This is a genomic window from Streptomyces pseudoechinosporeus (genome assembly GCF_054783935.1).
On sequence record NZ_BAAGPS010000001.1, the window covers coordinates 80,505 to 97,450 of the forward strand.

Below are 16,946 nucleotides of genomic sequence, written 5' to 3' on the forward strand. Positions count from 1 at the left end.
TCCGGATCCCGGTCAGAGACGGCAGGCGTGGATGGCCGTGGTCAGGATGGCCCGGGCGCCGATGTCGTACAGGTCGTCCATGATCCGCTGGGCTTCCTTGGCCGGAACCATCGCCCGGACGGCGACCCAGCCCTCGTTGTGCAGCGGCGAGACCGTCGGCGACTCCAGCCCCGGCGTGAGGGCCACGGCCTTCTCCAGCTGCTCGACGCGGCAGTCGTAGTCCATCATCACGTACGTCCGCGCCACCAGGACGCCCTGAAGGCGGCGCAGGAACTGCTGCACCTTCGGCTCCTCGCCGTCCACCCCCGTACGGCGGATGACGACGGCCTCGGACTTCATGATGGGCTCGCCGATGACCGCGAGGCCCGCGTTGCGCAGCGAGGTACCGGTCTCGACGACGTCCGCGATGACCTCCGCGACGCCCAGCTCGATCGCGGTCTCGACGGCGCCGTCGAGGTGGACGACGGAGGCGTCGATGCCGTTGTCGGCGAGGTGCTTGGCGACGATGCCCTCGTACGAGGTGGCGACCGTCATGCCGTTCAGGTCCGCGACGCCGTTCGCCGTGCCGGCCTTGGTGGCGTAGCGGAACGTGGAGCGGGCGAAGCCGAGCGGCAGGATCTCCTCGGCATTGGCGCCCGAGTCGATGAGCAGGTCGCGTCCGGTGATGCCGATGTCGAGCTGCCCGGAGGACACGTAGATCGCGATGTCGCGGGGGCGGAGATAGAAGAACTCGACGTCGTTCTCCGGGTCGACGATCCTGAGCTCCTTGGACTCCCGGCGCTGCTGGTAGCCGGCCTCATGCAGCATCTCCGCCGCAGGGCCTGACAGGGAACCCTTGTTGGGGACGGCGATGCGCAGCATGAGGTCGGCTTCCTTTGTTCGTGCGTACGGTGCGTGCGGGAGTTGGCGTTGCGGCTCAGAGATGGGCGTACACGTCGTCCAGGGAGATGCCGCGGGCGACCATCATCACCTGGACGTGGTAGAGCAGCTGCGAGATCTCCTCGGCGGCCGCTTCCTTGCCCTCGTACTCGGCGGCCATCCAGACCTCGGCGGCCTCTTCGACGACCTTCTTGCCGATGGCATGAACCCCCTTGCCGACCAGCTCGGCGGTGCGAGAGGTGGCGGGGTCGCCGTTGGCTGCCTTGTGCTGGAGCTCGGTGAAGAGCTCCTCGAACGTCTTCTTGGACATGGTGGCGCCCACTTTACGCGCAGCCGCCCGTTCCTCAGCGCCAGGGTTCGGATACTGAGCGCAGTGTGGCCGCGGTCGCCACGGCGGCCGTCACCGCCTCGTGTCCCTTGTCCTCGCTGGAGCCCGCGATGCCCGCGCGGTCAAGGGCCTGTTCCTCGGTGTCGCAGGTCAGCACGCCGAAGCCGATAGGGACGCCAGTGTCCACACAGACCTGGGTGAGACCCTGGGTGACGCCCTGGCACACGTACTCGAAGTGGGGTGTGCCGCCGCGGATGACGACGCCGAGGGCGACGATCGCGTCGTAGCCGCGGCCCGCGAGGACCTTGGCGACGACCGGGAGCTCGAAGCTGCCGGGGACGCGCAGGACGGTCGGCTCGTCGATGCCCAACTCGCGCAGGGCGCGCAGGGCGCCGTCGACGAGGCCTTCCATCACCTTTTCGTGCCACTGTGCCGCGATCACCGCGACGCGCAGGTCGCCGCAGTTGCGTACGGACAGTTCAGGTGCACCCTTGCCGCTCACGTGTCTCCTCAGCGTTCTTTTCGTGCTCTTACTGGTTGCCGCAGGGGGACACAGTGGTCGTGTCCAGCCAGGGCAGGTCGTGCCCCATCCGGTCCCGCTTGGTGCGCAGGTAGTGGAGGTTGTGCTCGCCCGCCTTCACGGGCATCGGCTCGCGGTCGGTGACCTTGAGGCCGTGGCGGACGAGTGCGTCGGTCTTGTCGGGGTTGTTGGTCATCAGGCGCAGGCTGCGTACGCCGAGGTCCTCGAGGATCTGGGCGCCCGCGCCGTAGTCCCGGGCGTCGGCGGGCAGGCCCAGCTCCAGGTTGGCGTCGAGGGTGTCGCGACCGCGTTCCTGGAGTTCGTACGCACGCAGCTTGGACAGCAGCCCGATGCCGCGCCCCTCATGGCCGCGCAGATACACCACCACTCCCCTGCCCTCGGCGTGGATGCGCTCCAGGGAGGCCTCCAGCTGGGGGCCGCAGTCGCAGCGCAGCGAGTGGAAGATGTCGCCGGTGAGGCACTCGGAGTGGACGCGGACGAGGACGTCCTCGCCGTCGCCGATCTCGCCGTGGACGAGGGCGACGTGCTCGATGCCGTCGACGGTGGAGCGGTAGCCGTATGCCGTGAACTCGCCGTAGGCGGTGGGGAGTTGGGTCTGGGCTTCGCGGTGGACGGTGGGCTCGGAGGTACGGCGGTAGGCGATGAGGTCCTCGATGGAGATGATCGACAGGCCGTGCTTGCGGGCGAACGGGATCAGCTGGGGCAGCCGCAGCATGCGGCCGTCCTCACCGGCGATCTCGACGATCGCGCCGGCCGGGCGCAGTCCGGCGAGCCGGGCGAGGTCGACGGCGGCCTCGGTGTGGCCGTTGCGCACCAGCACCCCGCCGGACCTGGCGCGCAGCGGGAAGATGTGGCCGGGGCGGACGAAGTCACCGGCCTGCGCCGTACCGCTCGCCAGCAGCTGGAGTGTGGTGGCGCGGTCGGAGGCGGAGATGCCCGTGGTGACGCCGTGCGCGGGTGTGGCGTCGACGGTGACCGTGAAGGCGGTGCGCATCGACTCGGTGTTGTGCTGCACCATCTGCGGCAGTTCGAGCCGGTCGAGCTCGTCGCCCTCCATCGGCGCGCAGATCATGCCCCGGCACTCGCTCATCATGAAGGCGATGATCTCGGGGGTCGCCTTCTCGGCGGCGATGACGAGGTCGCCCTCGTTCTCCCGGTCCTCGTCGTCGACGACCACGACCGGGCGGCCGGCCGCGATGTCGGCGATGGCCTGCTCGACGGGGTCGAGGGTGAGGTCCTCGAAGCCGTCAGTGCTGTACAGGATGGGTGCCGCACTCATGCGGGGGCTCCTTCCAGGACGGGCCGCGCGGACTCACGGGAGCGCAGCCACCAGTCGCGCATGCCCCACAGGACGAGTGCGCCGTAGATGATGTAGACGAAGCCGGAGAAGGCGAAGCCGTTGGCGAAGTTGAGTGGCACGCCCACGAGGTCGACGAGAAGCCAGGCGAACCAGAACTCGACCATGCCGCGCGCCTGGGCGTACATGGCGACGATCGTGCCGACGAAGATGTACGCGTCCGGCCAGGGGTCCCACGAGAGGGTCGGGTACGCGGTGAACAGACCGCCGACCGCGAGGGTGCCGAGCGCGGCGGCGCCGACCAGACAGGCCCGCTCCCGCCAGGTGGCGAACCGTACGGCGACCGAGCCGTCCTGCGCCTTCCGCTCGCCGCGGTTCCACTGCCAGAAGCCCCAGGCGGCGACGGCCATGACGACCACCTGCTTGCCGGCGCTGCCGGAGAGGTGGGCGGTCGCGAAGGCCGTGAGGAGGATGACGCCGGAGAGGAACTGGGCGGGCCAGGTCCACAGAGAGCGCCGCCAGCCGAGGGCGAGGGCGATCAGACCGATGGTGTTGCCCATCATGTCCGCCCACTTGATGTGCTGTCCGAAGACCGTGAAGACCTCGGAGTTCAGCCAGTTCACCGTGCGGCCCCCTGGCTGCCGAGCAGTCGCTCGACGTACTTGGCGATGACGTCGACCTCGAGGTTGACCGGGTCGCCGGGCTGCTTGAGGCCGAGCGTGGTCAGGGCGAGGGTCGTGGGGATGAGGCTGATGGTGAAGTAGTCGGGGCCCGCGTCGACGACGGTCAGGCTGATGCCGTCGACGGTGATGGAGCCCTTCTCGACGACGTAGCGCCTGAGGTCCTCGGGGAGCGAGATCTTCACGATCTCCCAGTTGTCGGACGGCTTGCGCTCGATGATCTCGCCCGTGCCGTCCACATGGCCCTGCACGATGTGCCCGCCGAGGCGGTCGCCGACGGCCATGGGGCGCTCGAGGTTGACGCGGGAGCCGACGGCGAGGGCACCGAGGCTGGAGCGGTTCAGGGTCTCGGCCATCACGTCGGCGGTGAACTCGTCGCCTTCGTGGTCGACGACCGTGAGACATACGCCGTTGACGGCGATGGAGTCGCCATGCCGCGCGCCTTCGGTGACTACGGGGCCACGAAGCCGGAAACGTGAGGCGTCGTCGAGGTTCTCGACGGCGGTGACCTCGCCCAGCTCTTCGACGATTCCGGTGAACACTTCCCGGGTCCTCCTGCCTCTTCGGGCACGGACTCCGGGGCCTGTCGATGACGACAGATATGAACGGACGACGACACCGGGAGCGATGCCGAATGAGACGTGTCCCTGGGACACGTCGAAACAGACGGCGACGCGCACGTATGCCCGCCCGCCGCGCACTGCCTCCCATCCGGACTTTAACCGTCGGTCCAGGAATTTCACCTGGTCAACCGGCCGCTGGAAGCGACCGGGTCGCGGACTTTAACCGCCGGTTCGGAGTTTCACCGACCCCGGAGTGCGCTGCTTCTGGTACAGGGCCAGTGTGCCACGCCCGATCGATGCCTACGGGCCCCATGCCTGTGTGCTGGCTCACAGCGCAACTCGATGGACTTCACGGGACACTCATGACGGCCCAACTTCCGTATGAGCACGGCGCCTTACCATTGGTCCATACCTATTGACGCACTGATTCAGTCCTCTTAGGGTCTGCGTTCACCGACCCGCCCCCAAGAGCGACCCGGCGGCGGTGACGGAGGCCCTTGCCCCGCCGCCGGGTCTCCTGCCCGGCTTCTGCCGCATGGTCACCGCCCGAACAACTCGTCCTGCGCCCCCTCCCGCGCCATCAGCAACGCCCCCCGAAGCACCGCTCCGCCTCCCAGCGAACTGGCCCGCACCTCGGTGGGCAGCGGTGACATCCGGGTGAGCCGCTCCTGGACGCGCCCCGCCAGCGCCTCGCCGCCGGCCTGCCCGATCTCCCCCGCGAGCACCACACACCCGGGGTCCAGCACAGCGATCACGGACGCGGCTCCGATGGCCACTCGATCGGCGAGCGCGTCGAGGAACTGGTCCGCCGCACCGCCAACCGCCGCCCGCACCAAGGCCGCCGCCTGCGGCTCATGAGGCGACGGGGGCGCCACCACCCCGTATCGCCTGGCGAGTTCGACGATCGCCGCAGCCCCCGCGAGTGAGTGGAAGCCGCCGTCGCAGGCCGTCGCCGACGGCAGCCCCGCGGTTCCCGGGACCGGGAGGAAGCCGATCTCGCCGGTGCCGCCGGAGGCGCCCCGGCGCAGGGTGCCGTCGAGGACCACGGCGGCGCCGATGCCGTGGCCGAGCCAGAGGAGGACGAAGGTGTCCCGGTCGCGGGCGGCGCCGGCCCGCTGCTCCGCCAGGGCCGCGAGGTTCGTCTCGTTCTCGACGAGGACGCGGGCCGCGAGCCGGTCGTCGAGGGCGGCGACGAGGCGCCGGTGCCACTCGGGCAGTCCGGAGGAGTCGCGGAGTTCGCCGGTGGCGGGGCCGATCAGGCCGGGCGCACCGATCCCCACCGTGTGCAGCCGGTCGGCCCCGGCCTCCTTGGCCGTACGCTCGACCAGCGTGACCGCCTGCTCGACGGCGGAGCCGGTGCCCGTCTCGTCCCCGATCGGCACCGACGCCTCGGCCAGCACCGTACCCAGCAGATCCGTGACGACCACGGACACGCCTTCGGTGCGTACGTCCAGCGCGGCCAGCTGCGCGAGGTCGGCGACGATCCCGTACAGCCGGGCGTTCGGACCACGGCGCTGCTCGCCCGCCTCCCCCACGACCGCGATCAGCCCGGCGGCCGTCAGCCGTTCCACGAGGTCGGCGACCGTGGGCCGGGACAGTCCGGTGAGCTGCTTCAACTGCCCTGCCGTCAAAGGACCTTCCTGCTGCAGCAGCCGCAGGGCGAGCCGGTCGTTGATGGCCCGGGCAGTACTCGGAGATGCGGGCATGCCGGGATCCTTCCAGATTGGAGGGCCAGGGCGGCGAGGGCCCAATGGACGACGGCCCATCTATCGACTATCTATCAGGCAGGGTCCCTGATAGTTTACGTCGGCAGTGCGGGACAGGCGCGAGGGAGAGCCCAAAGACGTGAGTGAAGTGGTCTACGACAAACGCGAGTTGAGGCGCGCCCGGTACGCCGTGGCGACGGTTTTCGCCGTGCACGGCGCCGTGACGGGCTCGTTCGCGACCCGTGTCCCGTGGATCCAGGATCACGCCTCGGTGAGCGCGGGCCAGCTGGGCGTGGCGCTCGCGTTCCCCGCGATCGGCGCCTCCGTGGCGATGCCGCTGGCCAGCGGCATCAGCCACCGCTTCGGTGCCCGTGCGGCCCTGCGCGGCCTGCTCGCGCTGTGGACGCTGGCCCTGGTGCTCCCCTCGCTCGCGCCGAACCTGCTCACCCTGTGCGTGGCCCTGTTCGTGTACGGCGCCACCGCGGGCATGTCCGACGTGGTGATGAACGCGCTGGGCGTCGAGGTCGAGACCCGTCTCGACAAGTCGATCATGTCCGGCCTGCACGGCTGGTGGAGCGCGGGCGCCCTGATCGGCTCGGCGGCCGGCACCCTCGCCGCCCACCTGGGCTCGGACGCCCGCCTCCACCACGCGCTGGCGGCCGTGGCACTCACGCTGATCGGTGTGGCCGCCTGTCAGGGCGTACTGGATCTGCGGCCCACGGAGGACGAGGAGGCGCCGCCGCGGTTCGCGCTGCCGCCCAGGTCGGCGCTGCTCATCGGTGCGGTCGGGTTCTGCGCGGTGTTCGCGGAAGGGGCCAGCCTGGACTGGTCGGCGGTCTATCTGCGGGACGTGCTCGACAGCTCGGCCGGCGTCGCGGCGGCGTCCACGACCGGCTTCACGCTCACCATGGCGCTCGCGCGCATCGCCGGCGACAGGGTGATCGACCGCTTCGGGCCGGTCCGCACCGTACGCGTCGGCGGCTTCCTCGCGACCCTCGGCGGGCTGCTCGTCGTGGTAGCCGGACACGTCGGAACCACAGCGGTGGCGATGAGCGGCTTCGCGCTGCTGGGCCTCGGCATCGCCGTCGTCGTCCCGCTCTGCTTCGCGGCGGCCGGACGCAGCGGCCCCAACCCCGCCCAGGCCATCGCGGGCGTCGCCACCATCACGTACACCTCGGGCCTGATCGCCCCCTCCGCGATCGGCACGATCGCGGACGCGACGAGCCTGATGGTGTCCTTCGGCCTGGTGACTGCCCTGGCCTTCGGGCTCGTCGCGTTCGCGGGCGTGCTGCGGGCAGGCGGCCGGCAGACCGGCGGCGCGCTCCCTTCACAGGAGCCGGTTCAGCGCGCCAAGTCGTAGGCGTAGTCCGGTGCGAACGTCCCCGGCGCGGCCAGGCAGCCGTCGGACTCGCCCGGCAGCTTGATCCACAGGTAGCCGTCGATCCGGGCCTCGCCGGTGCTCAGGGTCGGTGCCTGGCCCAGTTTGCGGCCCACCGGATCGCACCACTCGCCGGGGGGCGGGGCGCCGTTGCCGTTGCGGCTGGTGTCGATGACGGCGCCGAGGCTCGCGGGGCCGCCGAGCGCGTCCAGGGTCTGCCGGACGTACGCGATCTCGCCGCTCGTACCGTTGAAGTTGGCGACGTTGCTGAAGATGCCGTCCGAGCCGGCGGCCGAGGCGGCGCCCGCCTGGCGCAGCAGCCCGGCCATTGTCGAGGCGGGACGCCAGCTGGAGTGGCCGGCGTCGTAGTACACCCGGGCGTTCGGGTTCGCGGCCTTGAGGACGCGGCCGGCGCGGGCCAACGAGGCGAAGCGGTCGGCCCGTGCACCTTCGGAAAGGCAGTCGGACAGGGCGATGGCGTCGGGCTCCAGGATCACGACGACCTCGCCGGAGCCGAGGCCCGCCGCGAACTTGTCGATCCACGCGTCGTACTCGCCGAGGTTGCCCGCCCCACCCTGGGAGGGCCCGCCGCAGTCGCGCTGCGGAATCGCGTACGGCACCACGACCGGGACGCTCCCCTTGGCTGCGGCGGCGGACGTGACCGCGCGGACCCGCGAGGTGATGGTGTCCGGAGCGAACTCCGCGAACCACACTGCCTGCGGACGGTCCGCTATCCGGGACTCTATGAGCGCGGCACGCGGGTCGTTGCGGTTCGCGGCGACCCACTCGAGCACATTGGAATCGGGGTAGCGGTACAGATTCGTGGACACCTCGACGGCCTTCGGCTTCTTCACCTCGGGCTTCGGGGCTTTCGACGGCTTGGGGCTCGGCTTGGCCGAGGACTTGGACGGCGAGGGGGACGGTGAGGGAGACGTCTTCGTGGGCGAGGAGGTCGGCACGGCCGGACCGGGGTCCAGGAACGGGGAGCTGGTCACCTCCGGGCGGGCCTCGTCGCCGCGTCCGTCGTCGAGTGCGGACATCATCCCCGTCGCGGTGCCGACCGCCACCACGGCGGAGGCCACCGACACCATTGCGCCACGCCGGGCGGCGCGCCTGCGCTCGACCCTACGTTCGGCAAGGCGCCGGGCACGTTTGCCTGACACTCGGTGCTCCCCCTCTTCCCGATCGAGCGCGTTCCCCCGTTCTGGGGAAGCGTTCGGCCCGTCGGACCATTAGCCACCCTAAGGGTGGGACGCTGCATCCATGGTCCAGTTGGAACATTTCGCGACACCCGTGGACAAGGTCGTATCTCGTTTGCGCACGCTGAGCGCGACTTGGCCGGCGCGGGACGGTGTCGCGGTCTTCAACCGCGTCTACCTCGCCGTCACGGAGGAGGTCGACCGGCACGTGGACGCCGGTCAATTCCCCGACGCGCAGACCGCGATCACGCTGGACGTACGGTTCGCCGAGCGCTACCTCGCGGCCGTCGATGCGGTCGCCGAAGAACGCCGTCCGCCCGCCTGCTGGCGTCCGCTGTTCCAGTTCCGGCGCCATCCCGGCGTACGCCCCTTGCAGTTCGCGCTGGCGGGCATCAATGCGCACATCGGGCACGACCTGGCGCTCGCCGTAGTGGACGCCTGTCGTACGCTCGACTGCGACCCCGTCGACCTGGAGGACGAGTTCGACCACGTGGGCGACATCCTCAGCACGCTGGAGGAGCGCATCCGCGAAGATCTGATGCCGGGCCCCGACGTCCTCCAGATCGCCGATCCGCTCACCCATCTGATCGGCTCGTGGAGCCTGGAGCGGGCGCGGGACGGAGCATGGTCGGCGGCCCGCGCGCTGTGGGCCCTGCGCGCACTGCCCGACCTCGCCGACGAGTTCGCCCGACGCCTGGATGCGGCCGTTGGTCTGGCGAGCCGGATGCTGCTCACCCCCCTGCCGGATTGATCCGGCCACACCGGCTCGTCACCGTTGAATCGGGGTACGCGCGCGTTAGGTTGACCGTTGAACAGCCTGACGCGAACCGACGCAAAGGAGCGTACGCATGGCCACTAGGTTGGGGCTCTGTCTTCCCCAAGCGCGGCAGTACGACATCGGACGGGACGTACCCGATGTGGCGCGCACCGCCGAGCAGATCGGCTACGAGAGCTTGTGGGTGTACGAGCGCGCCCTGTTCCCGGAGCCCGCGACGCAGGGCCTGTACGGTGTCCCGGGCCTGCCCTGGCCCGAGCACTACCGAAGCGTCCCCGACCCCCTGGTCACGCTGACCCTGGCGGTCACGGCCACCGAGCGGGTCCGGCTCGGCACGGGTGTCCTGGTCGCCCCGCTGCACGGCCCCTTCCAGCTGGCCAAGACGCTCGGCACGCTGGACGCGGCGAGTGGCGGCCGGGTGGTGGCGGGCTTCGGCACGGGCTGGTCGCTGGATGAGTACGCGGCCGCGGGCGTCGCACCGTTCGAGGAGCGCGGCAAGGTCCTGGACGAGGTCCTCGACGTGTGCCAGGCGGTGTGGGGCCCGGACCCGGTGGTGTACGAGGGCCGCATCACCAAGATCGCGTCGGCCGTGGTCGGGCCCAAGCCCGCCCGGCCGATCCCGATCCTGCTGCCCGCCAACAGCAAGAAGGCACTGACCCGGCTCGTCGACCGCGCCGACGGCTGGCTGCCGGTCGCCATGGGGGCCGAGCAACTCGCCGCACAATGGCGGCAGGTGCAGGACCTGGCAGCCGAGCGCGGCCGTACGAAGCCGATCGAGACCGTGGCGCGGGTGAACAACGTGCAGTACACGGCGAAGGCATACGACGGCGCCGACCGAGCCCCGTTCCAGGGCAACGTCGAGCAGATCGTGACGGACCTCAAGGCCCACGCGGAGATCGGCCTCGACGAGTTCTTCCTGGACATCCAGTCCTCGACGCGGGACGCCCAGGAGCTCAAGGACGTGGCCGCCGAGGTGTACACGGCGGCGCGGGCGGCCGGGGTCTGAGGCTCTCGGCAACTGCTGGCCGACCCGGTCTCAGTCCTCGGGCAGTTCCACCGGTGCGATCTCTTCGTAGACGTCGCCGGGTCCGGGGTTGGCCGGGTCGGTCTGGCCGCCGAGGTGGTGCATGACGCCCCATACGGCGTTCAGCGCGGTCTGGACGGCGCCCTCGGCCCAGCCCGCCGTCCAGGAGATGTCGTCACCCGCGAGGAAGATGCCGCGTTTGTCCTCGGGGAGCCGGTCCTGCATGAAGTGTGTGAACAGGCGCCGCTGGTAGCGGTAGTGGCCGGGCAGGTTGGCCTTGAACGCGCCCATGAAACAGGGCTCGTTCTCCCAGGACACGGTCACCGGGCTGCCGATGATGTACTTCCGGATGTCGACCTTCGGATAGATCTCACCGAGCGACTTCAGCATGACCTCCATGCGCTCGTTCGCGGACAGCGGCAGCCACTTCAGACTGTCGTCGCACCAGGTGTAGGAGAGGCAGATGACGGCGGGACGGTCCGGACCGTTGTCGAGGAGGTAGGTGCCGCGCGTCATACGGTCGGTGAGGGTCATCGACATGACGTCCCGCCCGGTTTCTTCGTCCGTGTCCAGCCAGAAGGGCCGGTCGACGGGCACGAAGAGCTTGCTCGACTCCATGTAGTGGGTGCGCTCGATGGCGGTCCGGTGGTCGATCGGGAAGAGCGAGTCGTCGCAGTCGACCTTGGAGAGCAGCATCCAGGACTGGGCGGTGAAGATCGCCGCCTGGTACGTACGGATATCGCCGTTCGCGTCGGTCACGGTGATCCGGTTGCCGGCCGTGCGGTTCAGGCGGGTCACGGCGGGCTTCGGACTTCCGTCGTGCAGTTTCGCGAGCGATGTCCCGTACGGCCAGTGGACGATCTTCTCCGGCTCGCGTTCCCAGAGCCGGAGCGGGAGTTGCCGGCTGCCGCCGACGATGCCGCGGTGGTGGTCGTCGGCCTCGGTGTAGACGACGCGCAGGATCTCGAGGATCGAGTTGGGGAAGTCGGTGTCCCAGCCGCCCGTGCCGAAGCCGACCTGGCCGAAGATCTCGCGGTGCCGAAAGGATCTGAAGGCCTCCGAGTCGCAGAGGAAGCCGTAGAACGTCTGGTTGTCGAGCTTCTCGACGAGCCTGGCCCAGATCTCGCGGATCCGCGGGACGTCGCGCTCGCGCATGGCCTGGTTCATGTCGGAGAAGTCGGCGCCGTCTTCGAGGCAGGCGTTCCAGGCCGTCGCGACCTGGCGGTAGACCTCCGGCAAGTCGTCGATGGTGCGGGCGTAGTGGGACTCGCCCTTGAGGTCGACGACCGTCGAAGGCGTCACCTCGGCAAGGGGGCTGGCAGCTGCTCGCAGGAGAGCGTGCACGAGGTCGAGTTAGCTCGATCGTGTGATGGTCGGCTCGCGGGCTTGCGGCACCGTGGGCCGACCGGGTTAACGTGATCGTGCGATCTGGGACGCCGGGTACGGCGCCAGTGTGCGGGGCCCCCGCTCCACCAGAGGATGGTTCGGGGCCTCCCCGTCGCCGCTGGCCGCACCCAGCTGGCCAGGTCGCGCAAGGAACTGGCCTCCCGGGATCGGACCACGCACAGGATGCGTGTCGCCGACTTGGGGTTGAGTACGCCGGGGACCAGTGCGCCCAAGACCGTTCGGGGCGTGCGGCTGATCGGGCTCACTCCTGCTCAGTCTTCAGGAGCGGTTGGGGAACGGCCGGGTCTCAAGGCCCACCAGGTCGATGTAGTGCTGGAGCGCCGTGGAAGAGGCGGGAAGCGCATCGCGCCCAGCTCGGCGGTGAGGGAGGGACCGCACCCGTCGGAGCCACCGCCCGCAGCTGGCCGCCGATCTCGCACTTCGCCCGGGCCCGCGCGGGCCCGGGCCACCCCATCAGGACCGGCCAGCGTGGAGAGTCCGACGAGCTCGAACTCCCCTTCCGCGCCGACCCGGTTGACGTACGCGACGTACATCTGGTTCTCGAAGGCGCGCACCGGTACGACGGACTCGGCGACGAACTGGAACGGGTGCATCTGGGCCGTGGGGACCACGAGGAGGTCGGTGCCGGCCAGGGCGTGGGCGCGGACGTTCTCCGGGAACTCCACGTCGTAGCAGATCATCAGGCCGATGCGGAGGCCGTCGAGCTCGGCCTGGACCACCGGCTTGGCGCCCGGCGTGAAGTGGTCGCGCTCGAAGCAGCCGAAGAGGTGGGTCTTGCGGTAGTTGGCGAGACGGTGGCCGTCGGCGGCGATCAGCTGGGCGGCGTTGAAGACGGTCTCGCCGTCGCGCTCCGGGTAGCCGTACACGATCGCGAGTCCGTGCCGCCCGGCGATCTCCGCGACCGCGTCGGCCCAGTCCCCGTCGGCGGGCTCGGCGAGCCGGCGCACGTCCGCCCCTATCGCGTACCCGGTGAGGAACATCTCCGGCGCCACCAGCAGCCCGGCGCCCGCGGCAGCGGCACGCCCAGCCGCCTCGTCGAGAACCTTGAGGTTCGCGGCGACGGAGCCGGGGCGTCCGGAGCTCTGGAGCAGGGCGGTGCGCATGGGTGTTCCTCACCGGGGGCGGAGGGGGTGGGGGCCAGATAGACGGTACGGTCGGCGGCTTCGGGCGGACAAGGCGGAGCTGTTGCGCGTTTGAGGGCGAATCGTTGCGTATGTCGTGGGCGGGGCGGCGATTCGTTGCGCGGACCGGCGGCGGGGGTTCACGGTCGTGCCTTGGCCGCCGACGATCTGGCCAGAAGGATCAGTGCCGTCACCAGGTACGGCACCGCGAACAGGGCGAAGACGGAGCCGTGTTCGACTGTCGAGCCGATCACCGCGTACGCGCCGTACACGGTGACGGTGGTCAGCTCGGTGCCCACTCCGGCGACCGAGGTGAGCGTGGCGCGACCGGTTCCGCTGATGCGGTCCTGCAGTCGGGCGTCGGCCAGGACGCTCGCCAGCTGGAAGCCGCCGAAGGCGAGGGCCACCAACGCGATGGCGGCCGCTGTCCCCGCCACCGCGCCCGCGGCCAGAGCCAGGGCCGAGCCGGCGAGCAGCCCGGCCAGTCCGGTAGCGCCCAGGCGCTCCCCCGCTCCGGCCAGCAGGCCGCCGGCCGTGGCTCCGGCCCAGATCAGCAGAAGTAACCATGGAACAGCGGTGTCCGACACCCCGGTGTCGCGCACCAGCAGCGGCGTGTACTCATCGAGCGCGCCCCACACGGCGGAGACGGCCGGGACGAGCAGCAGCGCACCGCGTACGGACCGGTCGTCGCGCGCCTCGGCGAGTCCGGCACGCAGCGCCGCGGTCCAACTGTCGCCACCGGTGGTCGAGTTCGGGTCGCGGTGCTCCGGGAACCGGACCGCGACGGCCGCGGTCAGCAGGCAGGCCAGCACACTGGCCAGCCCCACCGCCGGGTATCCGCCGATCGCGAGCACCGGTCCGGCCAGGCCCATCGCCGCCATGACGCCGACGAGGCCGGCCGCCTGGGCGCGGCCCATGACGCGTGCGTACCGGTCGGCCGCCCCGAGCCGGTCGAGTTCCTCGTACACCAGCGCCTCCAGCGCGCCGGAGCCGAGGGCTCCCTTGATGCCCCAGAGCACAAAGCCGACGGCGAACGCCCAGTAGGACGGGACCAACAGCCACAGGGCGAATCCGGCGGCGCTGAGCAGCGGCCCGAGCCACAGCAACAGCCGCCGGGAGACGGCGTCGGCCCAGGCGCCGGACGGGATCTCGACCAGGACGCCGGTCAGCGACCACAGGGCGAAGAGGGAGGAGATCTGCCAGACCGAGAGTCCGGTGTCGGCGAACAGCAGCGCGTACACCGGGTAGAGCAGGACGAAGTCGTCGAGGAACGCGTAGCCGTACAGCGTGGCCGTCAGCCGTCGGGCATCGGTGCTGGGCACGCGTGTGGGTGAGATTGTCATGAGGCCTTCCCGCAGGGCTGGTTCGGACGCCGGGGATACGGCGCCCGAGGCGGCCCTCGGGAGGCACGGCTGGTGAATCAATGTCGCCAGGTCATGGCACCGATAGTAGACGGGGCGCGCCGTGACCCGTAAGTGGTTATTGCGCGATCAACCACGACGAACCCGCAGCCGGCCAACAACCTCACGGCCCGAGTTCTCAGCCGGGCGCCCCCGACGAGAACCTCCGCAGCAGAGGCGACAGCACCAGCACCGACTTCGTCCGCTCCACGAACGGCTCCCCCGCGATCCGCTCCAGCACCCGTTCGAAGTGCCGCATGTCGGAGGCGAAGACCTGAACCACCGCGTCCGCCTCACCGGTGACGGCGGACGCGGCCACGACCTCCTGATAGCGCTCGAGACCACGTTGGATGGCCTCGGGAGACGTGTTGCTGCGGCATTGAAGTTCTCTCCCGGATGAATCCGGGAGACTCTCCCCTGGATCGCTCCGGGGAGTTGGACAGGTCAGACCTGTCCAGCGACGACCCTTCCGGCCGCAGGAGCAAGTACGGGACTCACTCGGGTTGCTGGGGACTTGGTTGTCGCCCCCGACAATGCACTGAGCGTACCCGATGCATTACGGAGTGATGCGTCGGTGCTCCACTTGAAGGCAGTTCGAATCTGCGGGTCCGTCGTGGCCGGCCGCCCAGCCGAGCAGCGCGAACGTCGGCCGACCCGCACTCGGCGATCCGCACTCCGCGTCAGTTCCAGCTGGCATGCAGCGGCATGCCCTCCGCGTAGCCGGCGGCGCTCTGGATGCCGATGACCGCCTTTTCGGTGAACTCCTCCAGGGAGCTCGCGCCGGCGTAGGTGCAGGAGGAGCGGACGCCCGCGGTGATCGCGTCGATCAGGTCCTCGACGCCCGGGCGGGCCGGGTCGAGGAACATGCGGGAGGTGGAGATGCCCTCCTCGAACAGGCCCTTGCGGGCCCGGTCGTACGCCGACTCCTCACTGGTGCGGTTCCTGACGGCGCGGGCCGAGGCCATGCCGTACGACTCCTTGTACGGGCGCCCGTCGGCGTCCTGGTGCAGGTCGCCCGGCGACTCGTACGTACCGGCGAACCAGGAGCCGATCATCACGTTCGACGCACCGGCCGCGAGCGCCATCGCCACGTCGCGCGGGTGACGGACTCCGCCGTCGGCCCACACATGCTTGCCGTACTTCTTCGCCTCGGCGGCGCACTCCAGGACGGCCGAGAACTGCGGCCGACCGACGCCGGTCATCATGCGCGTGGTGCACATGGCGCCGGGGCCCACGCCCACCTTGACGATGTCGGCGCCCGCCTCGATCAGGTCCCGCACTCCGGCCGCGGCGACGACGTTGCCCGCGACGATCGGGACCCGCGGGTCGAGGGCGCGTACCAGCTTGATCGCGGTGACCATCGACTCCTGGTGGCCGTGCGCCGTGTCGATGACGAGCGTGTCCACGCCTGCGTCGAGCAGCTGCTTGGCCTTGCCCGCCACATCGCCGTTGATACCGAGGGCGGCGGCGATGCGCAGCCTGCCCTTCGCGTCGGTGGCCGGTGTGTAGAGGGTCGCGCGCAGGGCGCCCTTGCGGGTCAGGATTCCGGCGAGGCTGCCATCCTTGTGCACGGCTGGGGCGTAACGACGGTTGGCGCCGTCGAGCGTGTTGAAGGCCTCGCGCGGCTCGATGTCCGCGTCGAGCAGCAGCAGGTCCCGGGACATGACCTCGGCCAGCTGTGTGAAGCGGTCGACCCCGCTCAGGTCGGCGTCGGTGACCACGCCGACGGGCTTGCCGTCCTCATCGACGACGACGCCCGCGTTGTGCGCCCGCTTGGGCAGCAGCGCCAGCGCGTCGGCGACGGTCTGGTGGGGCGCGAGGATGATCGGGGTGTCGAGCACCAGATGGCGGCCCTTGACCCAGGAGATGACCTCGGTGACGACGTCGATCGGGATGTCCTGCGGAATGACGACGAGCCCACCGCGACGGGCCACGGTCTCGGCCATCCGGCGGCCCGCGATCGCCGTCATGTTGGCGACCACCAGCGGAATCGTGGTGCCGGTGCCGTCCGGCGACGACAGATCGACGTCCTGCCGCGAGCCGACCGCGGAACGGTTCGGCACCATGAAGACGTCGTCGTACGTCAGGTCGTATGCGGGCTGGACGTCATTGAGGAAACGCACGTGCTGCACATCCCAGTCGATCAGAGGTGGCCCCCGAGCAGGTCAGCGCGAGGGAAGAGCACGTACCTCATTGTCCCATGACGGTGGCTACGACCTGCCCGGGCGGATCATCCAGGCTGGTCGGAGGGCCTCTGGTGGGATCCTCCCAGCACGAGCAGCACGGAGAGCCCGGGCAGTCGGTCCGCGGCCTCGGCGAACACGTCCTGCGCGATCTCCCACTCGTCCGGCCGGGCCTTGGCGTACGTACGCCAGCCCGTGACGACGATCAGCAAGCCGCGCTCGTCGGCGCCCGCGGGCCACACGGAGCGGTCGGTGAGGCTGTCGGCCAGGGCGTCCCAGTTGCGGCCGAACCAGTCGGGCAGCTCCAGGGCGCGTACGCAGCGCTCCATGAAGCCCGCCTTGTCCGCGACCCCGGCGAGGTCCAGCGTGACCACGAGGCGGTCCGCCACGTCGTCCGTCATCTCGGTACCGCCCTGCCTCAAAAGACCTGTAAGACTCGTACCACTCGTGTGTGCAAGAGAGCGC

General features: G+C 70.2%; 15 protein-coding genes, 2 pseudogenes and 1 riboswitch. Of the genes and pseudogenes, 3 read left to right on the plus strand and 14 right to left on the minus strand.

Annotation, left to right across the window (positions count from 1 at the left end; all coding sequences use genetic code 11):
* Positions 1-12: 12 nt before the first annotated feature.
* The 7 genes from hisG to ACYVO6_RS00350 all read right to left on the minus strand — a co-directional run bounded on the left by hisG (position 13) and on the right by ACYVO6_RS00350 (position 5,994).
* On the minus strand, positions 13-861 hold the full coding sequence (hisG, locus tag ACYVO6_RS00320) for an ATP phosphoribosyltransferase (RefSeq protein WP_461056353.1): 849 nt from the start codon (positions 859-861) through the stop codon (positions 13-15).
* A gap of 55 nt (positions 862-916) precedes the next feature.
* Entirely contained in the window at positions 917-1,189 is a 273-nt protein-coding gene (locus ACYVO6_RS00325; protein WP_031486114.1) for a phosphoribosyl-ATP diphosphatase, read from the minus strand.
* Between the two features lie 34 nt (positions 1,190-1,223).
* Positions 1,224-1,709, minus strand: coding sequence for a 6,7-dimethyl-8-ribityllumazine synthase (gene ribH / locus ACYVO6_RS00330; RefSeq protein WP_033321827.1), 486 nt, complete (start codon positions 1,707-1,709; stop codon positions 1,224-1,226).
* Between the two features lie 28 nt (positions 1,710-1,737).
* Positions 1,738-3,027, minus strand: coding sequence for a bifunctional 3,4-dihydroxy-2-butanone-4-phosphate synthase/GTP cyclohydrolase II (locus ACYVO6_RS00335; RefSeq protein WP_461056354.1), 1,290 nt, complete (start codon positions 3,025-3,027; stop codon positions 1,738-1,740).
* Complete coding sequence (locus tag ACYVO6_RS00340) at positions 3,024-3,668, minus strand: nicotinamide mononucleotide transporter family protein (RefSeq protein WP_461056355.1); 645 nt, start codon at positions 3,666-3,668, stop codon at positions 3,024-3,026. Before ACYVO6_RS00340 ends, ACYVO6_RS00335 begins: the two co-directional genes overlap by 4 nt.
* Positions 3,665-4,267, minus strand: coding sequence for a riboflavin synthase (locus ACYVO6_RS00345; RefSeq protein ID WP_461056356.1), 603 nt, complete (start codon positions 4,265-4,267; stop codon positions 3,665-3,667). Before ACYVO6_RS00345 ends, ACYVO6_RS00340 begins: the two co-directional genes overlap by 4 nt.
* Positions 4,268-4,418: 151 nt before the next feature.
* Positions 4,419-4,549, minus strand: a riboswitch (FMN riboswitch).
* Between the two features lie 278 nt (positions 4,550-4,827).
* Positions 4,828-5,994, minus strand: a complete 1,167-nt coding sequence (locus ACYVO6_RS00350) for an ROK family transcriptional regulator (protein ID WP_461056357.1) — start codon at positions 5,992-5,994, stop codon at positions 4,828-4,830.
* A gap of 139 nt (positions 5,995-6,133) precedes the next feature.
* Between ACYVO6_RS00350 and ACYVO6_RS00355 the strand changes: the two genes are divergently transcribed.
* A complete protein-coding gene (locus ACYVO6_RS00355) occupies positions 6,134-7,354 on the plus strand; it encodes an MFS transporter (RefSeq protein ID WP_461056358.1) in 1,221 nt (406 codons plus the stop codon).
* On the opposite strand, the gene ACYVO6_RS00360 is transcribed toward ACYVO6_RS00355, so the two are convergent.
* Positions 7,336-8,463, minus strand: a complete 1,128-nt coding sequence (locus ACYVO6_RS00360) for a glycoside hydrolase family 6 protein (RefSeq protein ID WP_461056706.1) — start codon at positions 8,461-8,463, stop codon at positions 7,336-7,338. The two genes, ACYVO6_RS00355 and ACYVO6_RS00360, sit on opposite strands and share 19 nt — an antisense overlap.
* Before the next feature lie 172 nt (positions 8,464-8,635).
* On the opposite strand from ACYVO6_RS00360, the gene ACYVO6_RS00365 reads away from it, so the two are divergent.
* A complete protein-coding gene (locus ACYVO6_RS00365; RefSeq protein WP_461056359.1) occupies positions 8,636-9,322 on the plus strand; it encodes a DUF5995 family protein in 687 nt (228 codons plus the stop codon).
* A 97-nt stretch (positions 9,323-9,419) separates the two neighbouring features.
* Positions 9,420-10,352, plus strand: a complete 933-nt coding sequence (locus ACYVO6_RS00370) for an LLM class F420-dependent oxidoreductase (protein WP_461056360.1) — start codon at positions 9,420-9,422, stop codon at positions 10,350-10,352.
* A gap of 30 nt (positions 10,353-10,382) precedes the next feature.
* On the opposite strand, the pseudogene ACYVO6_RS00375 reads toward ACYVO6_RS00370, so the two are convergent.
* The 6 genes and pseudogenes from ACYVO6_RS00375 to ACYVO6_RS00400 all read right to left on the minus strand — a co-directional run.
* Positions 10,383-11,690: pseudogene (locus tag ACYVO6_RS00375) on the minus strand (flavin monoamine oxidase family protein); the annotation flags it as partial.
* A 338-nt stretch (positions 11,691-12,028) separates the two neighbouring features.
* The gene (locus ACYVO6_RS00380; RefSeq protein ID WP_461056361.1) at positions 12,029-12,880 is read right to left on the minus strand and encodes a carbon-nitrogen hydrolase family protein; all 852 of its coding nucleotides are present in this window, start codon (positions 12,878-12,880) and stop codon (positions 12,029-12,031) included.
* 158 nt (positions 12,881-13,038) lie between these two features.
* Entirely contained in the window at positions 13,039-14,241 is a 1,203-nt protein-coding gene (locus ACYVO6_RS00385) for an MFS transporter (protein WP_461056362.1), read from the minus strand.
* 196 nt (positions 14,242-14,437) lie between these two features.
* Positions 14,438-14,758 (minus strand): annotated as a pseudogene (locus ACYVO6_RS00390) (Lrp/AsnC ligand binding domain-containing protein); the annotation flags it as partial.
* Positions 14,759-14,978: 220 nt separating this feature from the next.
* Complete coding sequence (locus ACYVO6_RS00395) at positions 14,979-16,421, minus strand: GuaB1 family IMP dehydrogenase-related protein (RefSeq protein WP_461056363.1); 1,443 nt, start codon at positions 16,419-16,421, stop codon at positions 14,979-14,981.
* A 107-nt stretch (positions 16,422-16,528) separates the two neighbouring features.
* Positions 16,529-16,882, minus strand: a complete 354-nt coding sequence (locus ACYVO6_RS00400; protein WP_461056364.1) for a barstar family protein — start codon at positions 16,880-16,882, stop codon at positions 16,529-16,531.
* Positions 16,883-16,946: the final 64 nt, after the last annotated feature.